Raw genomic sequence first — 17,110 nt, 5'->3', positions numbered from 1 at the left:
GCCATTACCATCCTGTTTTTCAGGGAAATATTGTTCAACTGGAAAGGTTGTAAAAGCAGGTTATTCATGTGGATTAAGGTTTTAGAATGTGGTTTCTTCATCCAACAAACCCTAAAGAGGATCATTTGTTTAGGGAAAACTGATATCCACCATAAAAAAGTTCCGGCCTGTTTATGACCGGAACATACCAAACTAACCCCCTTTGCGATCAGTGTAAAATCAGCTTTTGCATCTTGTCGTTTTCAGCGCCAATGAAATAGAGACCTCTTGCCCAGCCTGAAGTGTTGATTTGTTTAGTTTTGTCAATCATTTCCTGATAAATTATGTTACCCAGCAATGAATACACAGAGATTATCGTGGGTTCACCGTTATTCAATTCGACAAAGAGTAAACCTTGAGCAGGATTTGGGAAGAATTTAAAATTACTCTGGGATTGGGTTTCTGAAACGGTGACGGCATTATCGTTGGAAGCATTAAATGTGTGTTGCTGCCAGACGAAGTCGCCGGTTCCGTTGGGAACGCGGGCATAAGCCATATCAGGTTCAGATGCTCCAAAAGTCACTTCATCAAGCAGTTGGATAAAGGGTGAGGTAAGAAAAACATCTTCTCCATCTTTTGAGAGAGAGAAATCAGCGTGAAGGCCGGTCTGCGCCAAATCATTATCACACCAAACGATCAGGTAACCTAATCCCTCGATAGTGGTTCCTGCGGGAAATGGCCAACCATTTAGCTCATTGGCTTTGTCTGAAAGATAAAACCCACTCAAATCAAATGATTCGGTTGAGTTATTATAAAATTCAATCCAATCGTCATATTCGCCATCCGGGTCCTGAACCGAACTTATGTTATCAGACATCAATTCGTTAACTACTACCTGGCAGTTGAAGAAGGGGCCATTATGGTTGCTAAATGTGTGTTCCTGCCAGATGAAATCCCCGGTCCCGTTGGGAACGCGTGAAAATGACTGATCGGCGGCATGTGCCCCGTAGGTTACTTCGTTGGCCATCTGAAGGGTTGAAGAGGAAAAGTAAATACTTTCACCATTATTGTTTAAATCAAAATTGGCATGTAAGCCGGGTTGTGCCAGGTCGTTGTCGCACCAAACGGTTAAATAGCCATAGCCTTCGATGATTGTGGCTTCCGGAAATTGCCATTTATCCAATTGATTGCTGTCATCAGAAAGATAGTATCCGCTAAGATCAACTGAATCGCCCGAGTTGTTGTAGAATTCAATCCAATCATCGAATTCACTGCTGGGATCGGGCACAGAAACGGTGTTGATGGCCATCAGTTCGTTGATCACTACAGGACTGGTAAAAGTAAGCTCGTTCGGTGCGTTGAAGGTATGTTCCTGCCAGACAAAATCGCCAATTCCATTAGGGATACGTGCGTAGGCAAGATCTGGTTCCGAAGCTCCAAATGTTACCTCATTGGCAATTAAAAGATCCGGAGTGGTGAAATACAGGCTTTCTCCATCTTTTGACAAGCCGAAGCTGGTGTGCAGTCCCGGTTGGGTTTCATCACCATCGCACCAGACAATCAGGTACCCGTACTGTTCGATAGAAGTACCCTGAGGGAACTGCCAAAGATTAAGCTGATCAAGTTTATCTGAAAGATAGTAACCACTCAGGTTAATGGGTTCATTTGAAGTGTTGTAAAATTCCACCCAGTCGTCATATTCACCGCTTGGGTCCTGAACGGCGCTGGCATTGTCGCTCATCAATTCGTTTATAACTACCGGAAAGTCATCAATTTGACCGGGTTTAACAGTATAAATATAAACATCATGATCCGCGCCCTGAGGTTCGAATTTTGCGGTTTTCCATGTGTCATTGGCGAGCGCTTCGATGTAAAATCTAACCCAACTTCCCAGCTCCTGGGCAGGGATCTGAGCGCCGAAAATACCATCGCCGGCTGCTCCGTCATTGTGATTGCCATCATCAAACATCTGAACGCTGTTGAATTTTCCCATCATACCTGTGCCAAAATATAAGTTGACACGAAAAACTCCCTGGGTAGCAGTAACCATTGCTGTAACATCAACCGGTTGCAAAGATGTGGGTGGGACAAAAGGTTCTCCTTCAACGCTGTAAACCACATCGGAAATGGAAGGACCGACACGGTTTACTTCTGCATTATTTAAAATGTAATTCCGGCGGGTGGAGAAGAACTGCTTTATCTTTGGAATTTCCTGCACAAACTGATTATAAGTGTAAAGTTTTTTTGGGTCATCCTGAACATGTTGGTCAATCCTGGCAGCGTATTCATCAATCACACCATTAATCATAGCCAGGTCGAAGGATTCCTCCATGATTGTCCGCACGTGCGCAAGGTAACGCTGCCTGATTTCAGGAACAGCCATCAGTTTGTTCATCAATGGGTACTGCGTGCTGGTTTCCCGAAAGAAGGGTGTCCATTGTGTTGCTTTTTGTGTACTCATGCAGCTGTTGGCGTCATATTCGATTGGAATCATCCGACCGGTGCCCACATCATAATAAAGGTAATAGTCCATCCCTCCTTTGTTTACGTAGCTGTCGTCGTCGCAGAACAGGATTTCATGAGCCAGAAACCACAGCGTACCGTCCACATCAAGGTAGTTCTTCAGGGAGTCCATCAACAAATTGGAAGGTGTATTATTCAGCACATAACAGGCATTGACCAGATCATCCCAGGGGTTGGGTTTATAGGCATTTTTGAGCTTGTAATAACTTTTATAGGTAGTAGTGTCCCATCCAAGCCAGTTCATCGAACAGTACCCAGCGCCAAATCCACCTCCACCGGTTGATTTTTCTGCCCTCCATCGGGTAGCATCCCTGCTGGTGAACCATTCTTTTGCATGCTGACGATCCAGTTGCTGAATGTTGATATAGATTCCCCAGTTCTGGTCGTTTATAAAAAGCTGGACATGATTGCCCTTGACGCTGGCAATATTGTTCCTGCTACATTTCTCATAAAGTGCTTCTTTGATGAAGGAAGGATCTTCATAGCCATTAATCAGGTTGAGTGTTTCATAACCCTCGATTTCCTGGTCCGATTTAACCCAGTCCAGGTTGATGTTAAATGATTTTTTTTGTGAACTTTGAATAAATTGGTAGGAGGTTTGCCCCCTGAATCTTACCCCAACACTATCGAAGGTTTCGCCCCTGAAAACCATGGTGGCCGGTATATTTGTCTTGGATTGATAGTTGGCGATCAATTGTTGCCAGTAGTTCGACTGATCAAAATACAGGTAAACTGTATCAATCACAACTTCATCATATAGTCCTGTTGAAGGCACGCCGCCTCTTATCAGACGGAGGCTGTCGTCGGAAAAGCGGAACATCTGTGGAAGTTCTTGAGCAATAGAGGTCAGGCAGGCGAGCACAATGAAAGCAAGTGTAGTAACAGTTTTGTTCATAGTAATGAAAGGATTTTAAGTTACAATGTTTTTAGACAAAGTGATGTTGTCGTTTATTCCTGTTCGTTTTGATAAAATTTCGAGAAAAGACATTTCGTCATCTGAAAGGGTTGCTTCATGAATGAAAATAAAGCGCCGTCTTGTGAAGGATGCTTTAAACCAATGGTTTTTGACTAACTGTGTCTGAAAAGCTTAATATAGTGCGATGCCCCGTTAACCACTATTTTGACAATATACAGACCAGGTAAATGGCTGTCCAAACGGAGAACAATACGATGATGGCCTTCTTGCAGCTTTTCAGGTAAAATCTGCTGTATCAAAATGCCATTTTCGTTCATTACCTGGATTTGTACCAGTGATTCAAGTTTTAGGTTTAAAAGTACTGTGGTTTCATCAGCACAGGGATTTGGGAAACAATCTGCCTGTAAAGCATTTGGTTGCTTTGTCTCAGGGATTGAGACCGTTGGATTGTTCACGTCCCCATACACTCCCGTATGCCTCACGTTGTATTGAAGAACAGGTAACACCGCCAGTTCATCATTCATCAGAACATTTGATTCCCAGAGGTATTTATAGGTGGTATTGGTGTTACTGATATAACTTGTTGCACTCAGGTTCAGGGTCCCATCGCCTTCGACATCCATTACCATTGCATTGGTAAAAAAGGATGAACCGAGCACACTCAAAGGCCAGCCTTCCATGATCGTTCCGTCATGATTGTAACCATTGAGGATGCCGTTTCCGGTGTTGTCGTCAAATACAAGCTCTGGAAGGCCATCTCCATCCATGTCAGCGACGATGATCTGGCAATTGACCGCATCAATAGGCCCGATGGGAAAGCCGGGCAAATTATTTCCGAACCTGTTCCACCCATACACATAATCTGTCGGGGTAACTGATAAAACCTGGTCCCCAACAAGAATATCAGGGAAGGTGTCGCCATCAATATCGGCCACTGATGCCGGTCCATAAATCCAGTTACCTGTAAATTTTGGCCAGCCGGGAAGTGATGATCCGTCATTTTTTATAATGTGTATTGCCCCTGAACCGTTTGTCAGGGAGTGATCACCCACCACGATCTCGCGAAAGCCATCCCCGTCAATATCGGCCAGTACAGGACTTGAGTAGGAAAATACTCCGCCGGCGGGCGGAGTGTAGGGAAAACCCTGAATGACATTTCCATTCGCATCGAAAGCCCAGATTTTGTAGTAAGATTCCGCAACAATCTCCGGAATATCGTCACCCGTGATATCCCCGACAGCCACCGCTGAAGCCGGGATATAGTCAAGCAGTTGGGGCCAGCCATTCATGGTTGAGGCATCGCCTTTGTAAACGATAACTTTTCCGTCAGGCCATTTCCGCAGTTCTACGATGATTTCATGAGCGCCATCATTATCGAGGTCAGCCAGCACAGGGGTTTTGGTGGGGCCACCATCGCAGTAAATAGGGAAGCCGGTAAGCGCTGTTCCATCTTTTTTAAAAGCGTAGATCTGGCCAGTGTTGCCGGTTCCGGGAGCGCGGCAGGCCACCACAATTTCCTCTGAACCATCGCCGTCAATATCACCATAGGCAGGTGCACCATATTCTGCACTGCTGTTCACATTCTGAGGCCAACCGTTAACATGGCTGCCGTCTTTCTTCCGGGCATACACTTTTGTTGAAAGGCAATAAACGATTTCCAAATCAGGATCATCATCCAGGTTGCCAAATATTCCTCCACGGCTGGAAATACCGGTATTCCAAACAGGCCATCCAAACATGGGAGCATATTCCCGGCTCAACGGATGAACCTGAATTGGTTGGGAGGCCTGTTCATTGATCAGTACAAAACCCTCAACATCAGCAAAGTGCTCCCATTGCCGGGGATCAGGCATTTCATTGATATGAATTACGCTCTTCTGACTAAAACCTGCCAGAGAAATCAAAATTACCAATGATAACAACAGCAGATGGAGTTTCTTTTTCATATCGACTCGGATTAAAAATGAATAATGATTATTTTGCAGAACAAAAGTAATTTATTTTTCATCTAAGCTAAAACCTGTATTCATTTATCTTTTCATGTCAAAACTATTTTATTGCTACTTTTACACTCCAAACAATTTTTTATGTCGCAGGCTAAAAAATTCGGAACATTTGCCGGGGTATTTACCCCTTCCATCTTGTCTATCCTGGGTGTGATCATGTACCTGCGTTTAGGATGGGTTGTTGGCGAAGCCGGATTATTCAATGCCTTGGCCATCATTATCACTGCGCATGTGATTTCGATAACCACCGGATTGAGTATTTCTTCGATTGCTACCGACAAGAAAGTGAAAGCGGGGGGCATCTACTATATGCTCTCACGCAGTCTTGGATTGCCCATGGGTGGAGCAATCGGAATAATCAGATATGCAGCCACTTCACTCAGCATTGGGTTGTTCCTTATTGGTTTTGCCGAGAATTTTCTCGGGATAGAAGCCATTAGGGATTTTTTCCATCTGGGAACAACCATTAATGACATTCGGATTGTTGGGAGTGTTGCTATCATTGTTTTGGTAGTGATTGCCTACATCAGCACTTCACTCGCCATTAAGTCGCAATTTGTGGTTTTCACCGCCATTATATTTTCCTTGCTGGCTATTGTCATGGGTTTGTTTTTAAATAACGCTGCAGAACCGGTAGAAGTGGCTTTGTTACCAGTCGAAAACGGGATGTCTTTTGAGGCTATATTTGCTATATTTTTTCCTGCTGTATCGGGTTTCACCGTTGGAGTTGCAATGTCGGGTGACTTGAAAGACCCAAAAAAAGCGATTCCTAAGGGAACGATGATGGCCATCCTGGTGGGATTTATGGTTTATGTTTTACTTGCAATTCTAATTGCTTCTAAAGTTGACAGGGGTGTTCTGCTCAACAATTATAATTTTCTTTCTGATGTTTCTTTGTGGTCTCCACTGGTGATTGCCGGAGTTTGGGCTGCCACCTTATCTGCGGCAATAGGCGGTATTCTGGGGGCGCCTCGTATTTTACAGGCTTTGTCGACTGATAAAATTACACCCCGTGTTTTTGGCAAGGGTTTCGGTGTAAATAATGAACCTCGTAATGCCCTGATTCTGACTTTCATTATTGCTGAGTTCACAATTCTTATCGGTGAGTTGAATGTAGTAGCAAGGATCATGTCCATGTTTTTTCTGGTGGCGTTTGGATTTATCAATCTGAGTTATGTGCTCGAAAGCTGGGCAAGTCCTGATTTCAGGCCAAGTTTTAAAATTCCTAAATGGGTGGCAATGGCCGGATTTCTTATCTCCTTTGCTGTGATGTTCAAGCTGGATGCTATGGCTATGGTAATTTCCATTGTTCTGACTTTTCTGGTTTACTTTTTTCTTTCGAAAAGAAACCTTGAACTTGAATATGGTGATGTATGGCAAAGCGTGTGGTCGTCTGTAGTAAGATCATCATTGATACAGGTTGCGCGTAAAGGAATTGAAGAGCGACACTGGCAACCGAATATCATGTTGTTTAGCGGCAGGTCTGAAGCCAGGCCTCATTTGGTTGAATTTGGTAAACAGTTGATCGGTAACCAGGGGCTGCTTTCCAATTTTGATCTTGTTCAGATCGAATCCAACGATAAAGTGCTGCCCCGTCACAGGCAGGTTACCGTGCATGATGAAAATGCCAGCAGAAAAGGATTCTTTTCCCGACAGCATTTTTGTACAGATATTTATGAAGGGATTAAAAACATTTCCAGCGTTTATGGTTTTTCGGGCATCGAACCCAATACGGTTATGCTCGGATGGGCAAGACAAAGCCATGAACCGGTAAAATTCATCCAAACCATAAATTATATTAAAGCTTTAGACCTCAACATCTTGTTGATGGATTATGATAAAAGAGTCGGATTTGGCAAATATAAGCTGATTGATATCTGGTGGAGAACCACCGAGCATAATGGTAACCTTGGTTTGCTGCTGCTGAAGTTTTTGTGGCTATCGAAAGACTGGAAGAGCGCTAAAGCAAGAATTCTCATCGTAAACCCGGTGAACGAACAAAAGCATATCATTTACCGAAATACAAAAGAAATTCTTGAGAATTTGAGGATCAATGCAGAAATTAAAATCATTAATAACCAGGTCGAACAACGCTCGTTTTATGACATAGTGCAGGTGGAGTCCGTAAACTCTGATCTGATCTTTTTGGGACTGCCGGATGTTCTTTCCGGCAATGAACAGGATTTTGTCGATGAAACCAACAAGCTGTGCCAGGACATTGGTACCGTGATTCTGATTAAAGCCTCTACAACATTCAAGGAGCTAAACATCGGAGCCAAAAATATCTTGATTGACCAGGTGGATACACTCCCCCAAATTGGATATCACACAAGATTTTCCAGCCAGGATGTGCCCGAATTTGATTTACCCGATAAACCAGAACTTACCATACAGCTGAGATCATTTCATAATAGGCTGGCAATGCTTGCCGGTACAATTGAGAAAGAAAACCTGTCAATTTTATTTTCTTCTCAGGATAAGCTGATCGCTCATATTGAAAAAGCAATAATTAAACACATCGACAATCTTGGTAAAAAGTACGCATCGCCCGAAACAGAGGATTTACTGCAATCAATTGCCAAATACAATGCAGCCCTTTGGTTCAGGCTGCGGCGGCTGATTAGCGACTACAGCGGGGAGATGCTCGAAATTCAGTCAAACAATTTCCGCGAAGATATCGATTTCATCAAAGAAGAAATTCAAAAAATAACTTCCGAAAGCACTTTAATCGTAAAAATTCCAATTACTGCCAGAAGCCTTCGTATTCATCCTAAAGACAGTCTTCAAAACAAACTTTTCAAGATTAGGTATCAGACCGGTTTCAAATTGTCACGCAAAAAGAAAAAATACCATGCTATTGAATATCGTCGCATCCTTGCAGCATTTCTCGAGCCTAACGTAATTCGGTTGCTGCATAAGTTCTCGGAAAACTGGGGCACCATGTCTTCACATTTTTTAATGATGAATAGAACTTTGTTCAATGATGTCTTCGGAATTTTGGTAGCGATCGACTCAAAGATAGCGACACAAAGCGACCATTTAAAGCTTTTAAATGAAAAAAGGGAAGAAGCATTGGATCGAATCGGGCAAATGATCAAGATCAATAACGACAACCGGGCATCACTATCGGAATCCATTACCGGATCGATCATGGAGATGGTTGGACAATTTGCCGACGAATTCAGGTTGATTCAATCCAATCGTACATTGGTTAAAAAGTTCAAATTAAACGGTGACCAGGTCAGTTTCCCCGAATTTGTTACTGAAATGCCGGCTAAATGGAATAGCAATCAAAAATTGCTGGTGAACGACATTCAGCTTGAATTGGGTTTATTTACGCTTGTCTCCAAAATGAAAATTATATTTAGAGAAACTGAGCATGATATAGCAAGTGCTTTTGACGAATACATTGTTTATCGGCAAAATGAAATCAGGAAACAATTGCTCGATCAGCACAGAAAAATCAAATCGAACCCGCGCTTTACATTCAGTCTTGCAACTTTTCGCGAACTGGAGCATAGTGCTGTAATGCAGGTATTGTTTAACCAGCTGATTCAAAACACCTTCAATAAAGTTAAACAGGCCAGCTTACTGTTACCCGAAAAAATTGAAATTATGGATCCGGAAACACGAAAGGCGCTCCATGCGGTTCAGTTTACAAATGTAACAACACAGACCATTTTTGTTTCGCGGCTGCTTGATTATTTATTGCAAAGCGAGTTTGTTGATTCAGTCCAGAAGTCGTTGGGTGAGATTTCTGAAAAACTGATTCCGATTAAAACCACGACGAATGAAATATTGCGAAGCCTCGACTTCCTTCTGAATCCGGATTCAGAAATCAAGAACGGAGAAATGCCGGCTCATGAGCAAACTGAAAAAATCTTTACCGATCATATTGCTCAACTTGACAAGGAAATCGAGAGGTCAACACAGTTAAAAAACACTGTTGTGATGATGTTTCATGAAAGACTTCATACATTTGAGGATAAGCTCACTTTTTACTCATTTATCGAAAATGCCAACAACCTGAAGGATTATATTCGCCAGAGGGAGATCCGTAACCGGTGGCGCCTGTTCCATCATATCAGGGAACGAGGGAAAGAGTTTGTCCAGCATCAGCTCAACCAGTTCTGGTATCGGCAAAGCATCGGGGTAATATTTACCCGGAGATTAAAGGCCATGTCGGCGCCGGTCAGATTTAGGGTCAACGATGCACTTGCAATTTTGGAAAAGATTTCGGTGAAAACCGAGGTGGACAAAAAGTTACCTTACTATTACCGGCAACTTTTTATTCGTAAACAGTACTACCTGAATGAATTGTGGGCTGGCAGAGAGAGGGAATTACACGAAGCTGAACGATCAATAAAACGTTCATTATCAGGATTATATGGCGCCATCCTGGTCACTGGTGATCACCATTCAGGGAAAACATTCTTTTCACAGTATTTTATCAATAAGTACTATCCTAATGCCAGCATTTTTACTCTCACACCCCCTTATGCCGGTTCAACTGATGTTAACCTCTTCAAAAAGTCGCTTGAAAACGTTTTTGAAACCTCCGGCTCTTATTACAAAATATTTAACTCACTGCCCGAAAAAAGCGTACTCATTATTGACGACCTCGCACTTTGGTGGGAGCAGACCGAACATGGATTTGAGGTAGTGGCTCAACTGATAGAACTTATTGATAAATACAGTCACAGATGCCTGTTTGTAATTAACCTGAACCGTTTCAGCTATGAACTGATGCGCAGAATAAACCCGATTGAAAACTATTTCATCAGCATCATCGAATTACAGCCTTTCACCGCCGAAAAACTTCAGGAGATTATTCTTAAGCGACATCACACCACCAACCTGAAATTGCGCATGCACGGAAGGTTACACGACACACTGCGAACATGGGATTATGCAAAACTTTTCTCTAAGTATTTCACCATCTCCGGCGGGAATGTCGGTGTGGCACTGCAATCCTGGCTGGCCAATATCGAAGATGTAAAGGAAGATAACCTTTATATTCGTGTTCCTCAGATGCCTGACATTTCTGTCCTCGACACCTTAAATCTGGGTTGGTACCTGCTCATCATCCAACTGATGCTACACAAGCGCGCCAATCTGAGAAAACTCACCCGCATTTGTCGCGGCAGCACGCAGGTAATCAAAGAGAATATTGACATCTTGCTGCGTTCAGGAATCCTTATGGAGAAAAATCCCGGCGTTTATGAAATAAACACATTGTTATATCCTTACATTCAACGTAAGTTGATCGAAAAGGATATGATTTAAATCAAGAGACGATGAGAAACATTGATTTTTCAAACTTTGGGCTGTATCTGCTGTTGTTTTTGTCAATGGCTCTGTTCTTTGCCCTCAGGCTGATCTCCTGGCTTTTGCCTGTGATTGTTCCCGGCGAGGAACAACGAAAAATAGTATTGAGGTATAAATCATTGGTCGAATTGGTGGTTTGGATTGTTTTTATTATCTGGGCCGTGCAGTACCTTTTTTACTCAAATCAATCTTACGCTGTTGCGCTGTTTGCTTTGTTATTCCTGCTTACGGTATATTCCGGATGGATCGGATTGAAGGACGTAATAGCAGGTGCATTCCTCAAAGCCGGTCACAGGTTAACGCTAAACGAAATAATCAGGGTGGGGGAAATAGGAGGGAAAATAATTCGGTTTGGCCATACAAGCCTTGTCCTCGAAACAGATTCGGGGGAAACGGTTTTTCTTCCCTACAGTTTTCTTTATGGGAAAGTTATTATCAAATCTCATCCTGCTGAGTCTATTCACCGGCATACTTTCCAGATAGAAATTGCCAAAAGCGAATCAACACGCGATGTTACCGAGCGGATACGCAGTTTTATTCTGACCCTGCCATGGATTTCATTGAAAAAAGATCCCCATATCAGGCCACTGTCAGAAACATCGACAGGTCAACCCATAGAAATTACGCTATTCTCCATTGATAAAGAACATTTTCAGGATATGGAGAGGCTGATTAAATTGAAGTTCGCAGATTTGGGAGAAAAGAAATGAACAGATGCCTCCGCAGATCATGTATTGGAAAGTAAATGCGTTAATTCTTTAAATTCCTCCAAACCAAGTTCCTCAGGGCGTTTTTTGAAGATGGGGTAAAGGTCGGGATCAATCTTTTCAAACCAAAAAACTTTCAGTGAGTTTCTCATGGTTTTACGGCGTTGATTGAAAGCCGTTTTGACTATGCTGAAAAATAACTTTTCGTCACAGCCCAACTCAAAATTTTCTTTTCGTGTAAGCCGGATCACGGCTGATTTCACTTTTGGTGGCGGGTAAAAAACATGCTCGCTTACGGTGAACAGATATTTGATATTGTAAAAAGCGCCGAGCAAAACAGTAAGTATACCATACGTTTTAGTTCCCGGCCCGGCTGAGAGCCGCTCAGCTACCTCCTTCTGAACCATGCCTACCGCTTCGGGAATCCGGCTCCGGTATTCGATTATTTTGAAAAAAATCTGGCTGGAAATGTTGTAGGGAAAATTACCGATGATGGCGAACTCATCCTGAAAAATCCCGGAAAGGTCATACTTTAAAAAATCTTCTTCAATAATGTTGTCTGAATATTCCGGGTAGTTCATTTTGAGGAATTCGACTGATTCTTTGTCAATTTCGATAAGCCTCAGGTTGTCGGTTGAGTTGATCAGGTATTTGGTGAGCACACCGGTTCCCGGACCAATTTCCAGCACCTGGCTTTTTGTTGTCAGGCTGTCAACAATTTTCGCGGCGATATTTTCATCTCTCAGAAAATGCTGGCCAAGTCTTTTTTTTGGCTGAACAAAGTTCATGTTGTTGTCTTTGTGTATCTGTGCCTTTTTGGCTTGATTGTATTTTGCCACGAAGACGCTAAGACTCTAAGTTTTTCATTATGCTTTTGTGGCCTGATTTTTCTTATTTTGTCTAAGAATTAGTTTGTCATATCTCCCCTCAGCGTCCGGAATCTTTTTCTGGCTTCAACGGTATAAAGGCTACCCGGATAGTCAAAAAGGATTTTTTCGTAGAATTCCTTAGCTTTGACAATGTCGTTGAAATGGGTTTCATGCAATTGTGCACGCAGCCACAATGCATCATCCGCAAGGAGATCCAGGGGATACATGGCGACTACTTTGGCAAGCAGGGTATCGGCTTCGGTGAAATTTCCTTTTTTCAGCATGATCTCAGCTTTGCGGTATAGCACATCATCATTTAGTGAGTGGTAGAGCGACAACATTTGAATGGAGTCTAAAGTAGCAATTGCCTGGTCGTAACTATTCCTGTAAATCAGCAGTTCTGCCCTTGAGAAAATGCTTAATGCAGTATAAGTGCTGTCAAGGTCAATATTGTCGCTGATGATGAGCGACAATTCCATAGCATCATTGGAAATTAGTTTTGAGGTCGCGGCTTTGAGTACATCAAGCTGTGCTTTTGCCCAGGCAAATTCACCAATGTAATAGGAAAGCTTGGCATTTTTAAATTTAGCCTGGTGACCGATAGGGTCGTGTTTAAAGTCATAATCCACCTGGGAATACAGCAGTGTTGCATCCCACACATTACCTGAAAAAAGCAATATGTCGGCCAGTTCAATTTTACATTCTGCTTTCATAGCAGGGGTTACGGCAGGCATTTCCACTGCTTTTTCCAGCAAGTCGATCGCATAATCGGTATTGTCGAGGTAGAAGGCTTGTAAGTGCGCCATGTAGCGCATTACAGGCACTGTTGATGAGTTTTGTCCAAACTCGTTAAGGGCTTTGCTGTACTCGTTTTCAAGATCAAGCAGGTCATTTTGCGAATAATCATACCTGTTGATCACCTTTAAATATTTAGCATTGAGCAGGCCAATCCGTGAATCGAGATAAAAAGGAGAGTTTGTTCCTTTTTCCAACAGATAGTTGTAGGCATCTATGGCTACATCAAAGGCTTCGTTGGAGAGGCAAAGCAGCGCGAGATCGTAGATCCTGCTGCCTTGTTCCTGTAAACGACGATCGAGAGAGCGTGCCTGGATCAATGCCATTTCGAAGTCACGCTGTTGTACTGACTGCCAGATGAGCATTTCGGAGAAATACGTTTTTTCGGGGGAGCGTTGTATCCTGCGCAGAAGTTCTTTTCGTAAGATTTCATTTTTTTCTCCATCGGGATCATTTTCCATGACTGATTGCAACCTGGTTCTGACAACATCCATCTTTGTGAGGTCAATATCCAGCAGGTTAAGGTATTCGTTTACCATTTCATCATAACGTTCGATTCGCTGATAAATGCTGGCCAGATCAAGGTTAAAGGGTTGGTCAGGAAGCATTTCCCTGCCTTTGAGGTATGTGCGTATGGCGTACTCCGTTTGTCCGCGGTAGTTAAAAGCATTGGCGAGGTCACGAATTTGAGTGGCCACAGGTTGAACACTTTCGAGCGCTTTGTCAAAAATTTTTGTTGCTTTTGTCAGGTCGCCGGAAATGTTATAAATATAGCCCTCATCCACATCATACCTCAAACGGTTTTGATCGGATTTCTGCATTTTATTTACAGCTTTAAGGGCAGTTTTGTAGTCCTGCAACTCGATCAGGCAATAAATGTAATAGTTGTAGTAAAAATGGGTAGTTTTTTCCTCAAACAGTTTTTCATAGAGCACCACAGCTTTTTCGAAGTCTCTGTTTCTGACGTATTCGGCTGCAAGTTTTTCGATGTCTGGTTCCTGTTTTTTCTGGTTAAGCGTTTCTGCTCTTGGAAAAACAGGAATGTCCTGTGCATGGGCATCAAATAATAAAACGCAACCAAAAAGAAGGATATAATAAAAGGGTTTCATATGCTTTGAATAGATAACAATGTTTTAAACCAATTAAGGCAGGGCTTTAGTATTTTGTTCACATTTTTTGAGGTTTGAACAAAATAAAAAATGAGCGTCTATTTTGTGTAGCAAAAAAAACTCTGAATTTGATTTTCAACGATTTATTTACCCCACCCTAAAGGGAGTAAATCGTTGAAAATCATTGCTCCCGGAATTTATCCCGAGACTTCGGGAGGGTTGGGGCAAACAATGATTTTCAATAATGGTTTTTTTTGCTGTCACTAATCAATGATATCAAAGCCGGTAAAAGGAACCAGTACCTTAGGAACTCTTATTCCTTGAGGAGTTTGATTGTTTTCGAGCAATGCGGCGACTACCCTGGGCAAAGCCAGTGCGCTACCGTTGAGGGTATGCGCCAATTCGGTTTTCCCGTCTTTGCTTTTGTAGCGCAATTTCATTCTGTTGGCCTGGAAACTTTCGAAGTTTGAGACTGAACTTACCTCAAGCCATCTTTTCTGTGCAGCTGAATATACTTCGAAGTCGTAGGTCATGGCTGATGTAAAACTCATATCACCGCCACAAAGCCTGATGATCCGGAAAGGCAATTCAAGTTTTACAAGAAGGGAAGCCACATGTTCGCGCATTTCTTCCAGTGCATTGTATGAAGCTTCCGGTGTGGTGATCTGGACAATTTCCACCTTGTCGAACTGGTGAAGGCGGTTGAGTCCTCTCACGTCAGCTCCCCACGAACCGGCCTCGCGGCGGAAACAATTGGAGTAGGCCACATTTTTGACCGGTAATTCACTTTCTTTTAAAATGACATCACGGTAAATATTGGTAATCGGAACTTCGGCTGTGGGAATCAGGTAGAACTTGTCAAGGGGAGCATGATACATCTGGCCGTCTTTGTCGGGCAATTGTCCAGTACCATAAGCCGATGCTTCGTTAACCAACAATGGTGGCTGATATTCGAGGTAACCGGCTCTGGCGCCTTCGTCAAGGAAGAAGTTGATGAGTGCCCGTTGTAATTTAGCCCCTTTGCCGCGATAAAAAGGAAATCCGGCGCCGGTGACCTTGTTGCCCAGGTCAAAATCGATGATATTGTATTTCCTGATCAATTCCCAATGAGGTATAAATTCATCAGTAACCTGAGGTAGTTTACCAAAAGCGAAAACCTCTTCATTGTCTTCAGGTGTTCGTCCGGCGGGAACTTTTTGATGGGGCAGGTTTGGGATTTGTACCAATGCGTTGTTCATTTCAACAACAAAGCCATCGAGGTCGTCAGCCATTTTTTTTGCAGCGGACTTGAGCAATGCAGATTGTTCTTTCAATTGGTTGGCTTCATGTTGCTTACCAGACTTAAACAACTCCCCGATACTTTTTGCAATCCGGTTGGCTTCAGCCAGGGTTTCATCCATTTTAGTCTGCGTTTCCCGGCGTTTTTCATCAAGGGAAAGGATGGTTTCGATGAGCGAAGTGGCATCAAAATTTTTGACTTTCAGACGATTGATCACCTCTTCCTTATTCTGTCGAATGACATTAATTTGTAACATGGGTTTTGGTTTTAAAAATCCTGAAAATAAAAAAATCTCCCGCTCAATAAATCGCAACAGGAGATTTTCCAGCAATTAAGAACTAATTAAATGTTTCCGTTTAGTTTGCAGGTATTTCGTTTTCAATCGGAATAACCGAAACAAATGACCGGTTGCTTTTTCTCCTTTTAAATTCAACGATTCCATCCACAGTTGAGAAGAGGGTATGATCTTTACCCAACCCTACATTAAGGCCGGGGTTATGAACAGTTCCACGTTGCCTGACAATAATATTCCCGGCTTTGGCAAACTGGCCGCCATAGATTTTTACGCCCAGTCGTTTGCTATGCGATTCACGACCGTTTGACGAACTTCCTGCACCTTTTTTATGTGCCATGATATTGTGTTTTTAATGTTTCAAAAAAATTATGCACCCAGCGTGATTCCTTCAATTTGAATCTTGCTGAAAAACTGCCTGTGCCCGTTTTCTTTCTGGTAACCTTTTCTGCGTTTTTTCTTGAAAACGATCACTTTATCACCTTTCAGGTGAGAAAGAATTTTTGCAGTGACGGTAGCACCTTCAACAAGTGGTTTGCCTACATTTACCTCATTATCAACATCAACCAGCATAACCCGGTCGAAGGTGACCTGGTCACCTTCGTTGCCTTCGAGGCGGTGAACATAAACCATTTTGTCTTTCTCTACTTTGAACTGTTGTCCAGCGATATCAACGATTGCGTACATATTATTTAGCTATAATTACTTCCAAAATTGGGAGCGCAAAAGTAGAAATATTTTCTAACATCCAAATCTTTTGACAGTTATTTTTTTCATCTTTGCTAAAAATCATCTTTTGATTCAAAATAAATGATTGCAAAAATCAATCATTTCAAATTTAGCCGGATTTGTTTTCAGCCTGACCTGTGAAAAACTTTTTGAAAAAAAACAGGATTTTCTAACCGATTTAAAAGATTGTTTTATTTTTGCATTCATAGTTTCAGAACAATAAAGAACAGAAGAAATTTTTACTAACCAAATTCATTCACATGACGCAAACGAACATGAAAAAGATCAAACCTCCTTAAGTGGCTGATGAAAAGTTCATTAGCCAAATTTTTATTTTAGTTAATTCATTAATCACAAAACAAATTGATTCAATTATTCACTAACCAAAACAATTTTTCTATGAGACAATTTACAAACTTGTTGTTGGTGATGCTGTTTTTATCATCAACAGTGCTGTTTTCACAGCAGAACAGTGCAGGTTTAACCGGTCATGATCTCGATCAATACAAGATCGGGTTAATGAACCAACCGGTTGCTGAACGTGCGCCCGGTACTTATACCGGAAACGAAATCATTGC

At 42.3% G+C, this 17,110-nt stretch carries 10 protein-coding genes; 3 read left to right on the top strand and 7 right to left on the bottom strand.

Annotated features, from left to right (window positions below):
• Positions 1-208: 208 nt before the first annotated feature.
• Both IH598_08340 and IH598_08335 read right to left on the bottom strand, forming a co-directional pair.
• Complete coding sequence (locus tag IH598_08340; GenBank protein ID MBE0638514.1) at positions 209-3,397, bottom strand: lamin tail domain-containing protein; 3,189 nt, start codon at positions 3,395-3,397, stop codon at positions 209-211.
• Between the two features lie 173 nt (positions 3,398-3,570).
• Positions 3,571-5,364 (bottom strand): T9SS type A sorting domain-containing protein, encoded by a 1,794-nt coding sequence (locus tag IH598_08335; GenBank protein ID MBE0638513.1) that lies wholly within the window; start codon positions 5,362-5,364, stop codon positions 3,571-3,573.
• A 141-nt stretch (positions 5,365-5,505) separates the two neighbouring features.
• On the opposite strand from IH598_08335, the gene IH598_08330 reads away from it, so the two are divergent.
• A complete protein-coding gene (locus IH598_08330; protein ID MBE0638512.1) occupies positions 5,506-10,710 on the top strand; it encodes an amino acid permease in 5,205 nt (1,734 codons plus the stop codon).
• Positions 10,711-10,721: 11 nt separating this feature from the next.
• Entirely contained in the window at positions 10,722-11,462 is a 741-nt protein-coding gene (locus IH598_08325) for a mechanosensitive ion channel (protein MBE0638511.1), read from the top strand.
• Between the two features lie 17 nt (positions 11,463-11,479).
• Here IH598_08325 and rsmA read toward each other — a convergent pair whose 3' ends face one another.
• The 5 genes from rsmA to rplU all read right to left on the bottom strand — a co-directional run bounded on the left by rsmA (position 11,480) and on the right by rplU (position 16,490).
• Positions 11,480-12,247, bottom strand: a complete 768-nt coding sequence (gene rsmA / locus IH598_08320; protein MBE0638510.1) for a 16S rRNA (adenine(1518)-N(6)/adenine(1519)-N(6))-dimethyltransferase RsmA — start codon at positions 12,245-12,247, stop codon at positions 11,480-11,482.
• Between the two features lie 119 nt (positions 12,248-12,366).
• The gene (locus IH598_08315; GenBank protein ID MBE0638509.1) at positions 12,367-14,232 is read right to left on the bottom strand and encodes a tetratricopeptide repeat protein; all 1,866 of its coding nucleotides are present in this window, start codon (positions 14,230-14,232) and stop codon (positions 12,367-12,369) included.
• Between the two features lie 263 nt (positions 14,233-14,495).
• Entirely contained in the window at positions 14,496-15,767 is a 1,272-nt protein-coding gene (serS, locus tag IH598_08310; protein MBE0638508.1) for a serine--tRNA ligase, read from the bottom strand.
• Between the two features lie 100 nt (positions 15,768-15,867).
• Positions 15,868-16,143: a 50S ribosomal protein L27 gene (gene rpmA, locus IH598_08305; GenBank protein MBE0638507.1), complete on the bottom strand. Its 276-nt coding sequence runs from the start codon at positions 16,141-16,143 to the stop codon at positions 15,868-15,870.
• 29 nt (positions 16,144-16,172) lie between these two features.
• Positions 16,173-16,490, bottom strand: coding sequence for a 50S ribosomal protein L21 (rplU, locus tag IH598_08300; protein ID MBE0638506.1), 318 nt, complete (start codon positions 16,488-16,490; stop codon positions 16,173-16,175).
• 441 nt (positions 16,491-16,931) lie between these two features.
• Here rplU and IH598_08295 point away from each other — a divergent pair.
• A partial coding sequence (locus IH598_08295; GenBank protein MBE0638505.1) for a hypothetical protein occupies positions 16,932-17,110 on the top strand: 179 nt, incomplete at its 3' end.

Source organism: Bacteroidales bacterium, from assembly GCA_014860585.1.
GTDB lineage: Bacteria > Bacteroidota > Bacteroidia > Bacteroidales > 4484-276 > RZYY01.
Note: the sequence above shows the minus strand (reverse complement) of the source record. Positions and strands in the feature narration are given on the sequence as shown.

Coding starts and splice junctions, on each gene's coding strand:
- rpmA (MBE0638507.1), bottom strand. CDS start 16,143: ATGGCACATAAAAAAGGTGCAGGAAGTTCGTCAAACGGTCGTGAATCG.
- serS (MBE0638508.1), bottom strand. CDS start 15,767: ATGTTACAAATTAATGTCATTCGACAGAATAAGGAAGAGGTGATCAAT.
- IH598_08335 (MBE0638513.1), bottom strand. CDS start 5,364: ATGAAAAAGAAACTCCATCTGCTGTTGTTATCATTGGTAATTTTGATT.
- rsmA (MBE0638510.1), bottom strand. CDS start 12,247: ATGAACTTTGTTCAGCCAAAAAAAAGACTTGGCCAGCATTTTCTGAGA.
- IH598_08340 (MBE0638514.1), bottom strand. CDS start 3,397: ATGAACAAAACTGTTACTACACTTGCTTTCATTGTGCTCGCCTGCCTG.
- IH598_08325 (MBE0638511.1), top strand. CDS start 10,722: ATGAGAAACATTGATTTTTCAAACTTTGGGCTGTATCTGCTGTTGTTT.
- rplU (MBE0638506.1), bottom strand. CDS start 16,490: ATGTACGCAATCGTTGATATCGCTGGACAACAGTTCAAAGTAGAGAAA.
- IH598_08330 (MBE0638512.1), top strand. CDS start 5,506: ATGTCGCAGGCTAAAAAATTCGGAACATTTGCCGGGGTATTTACCCCT.
- IH598_08315 (MBE0638509.1), bottom strand. CDS start 14,232: ATGAAACCCTTTTATTATATCCTTCTTTTTGGTTGCGTTTTATTATTT.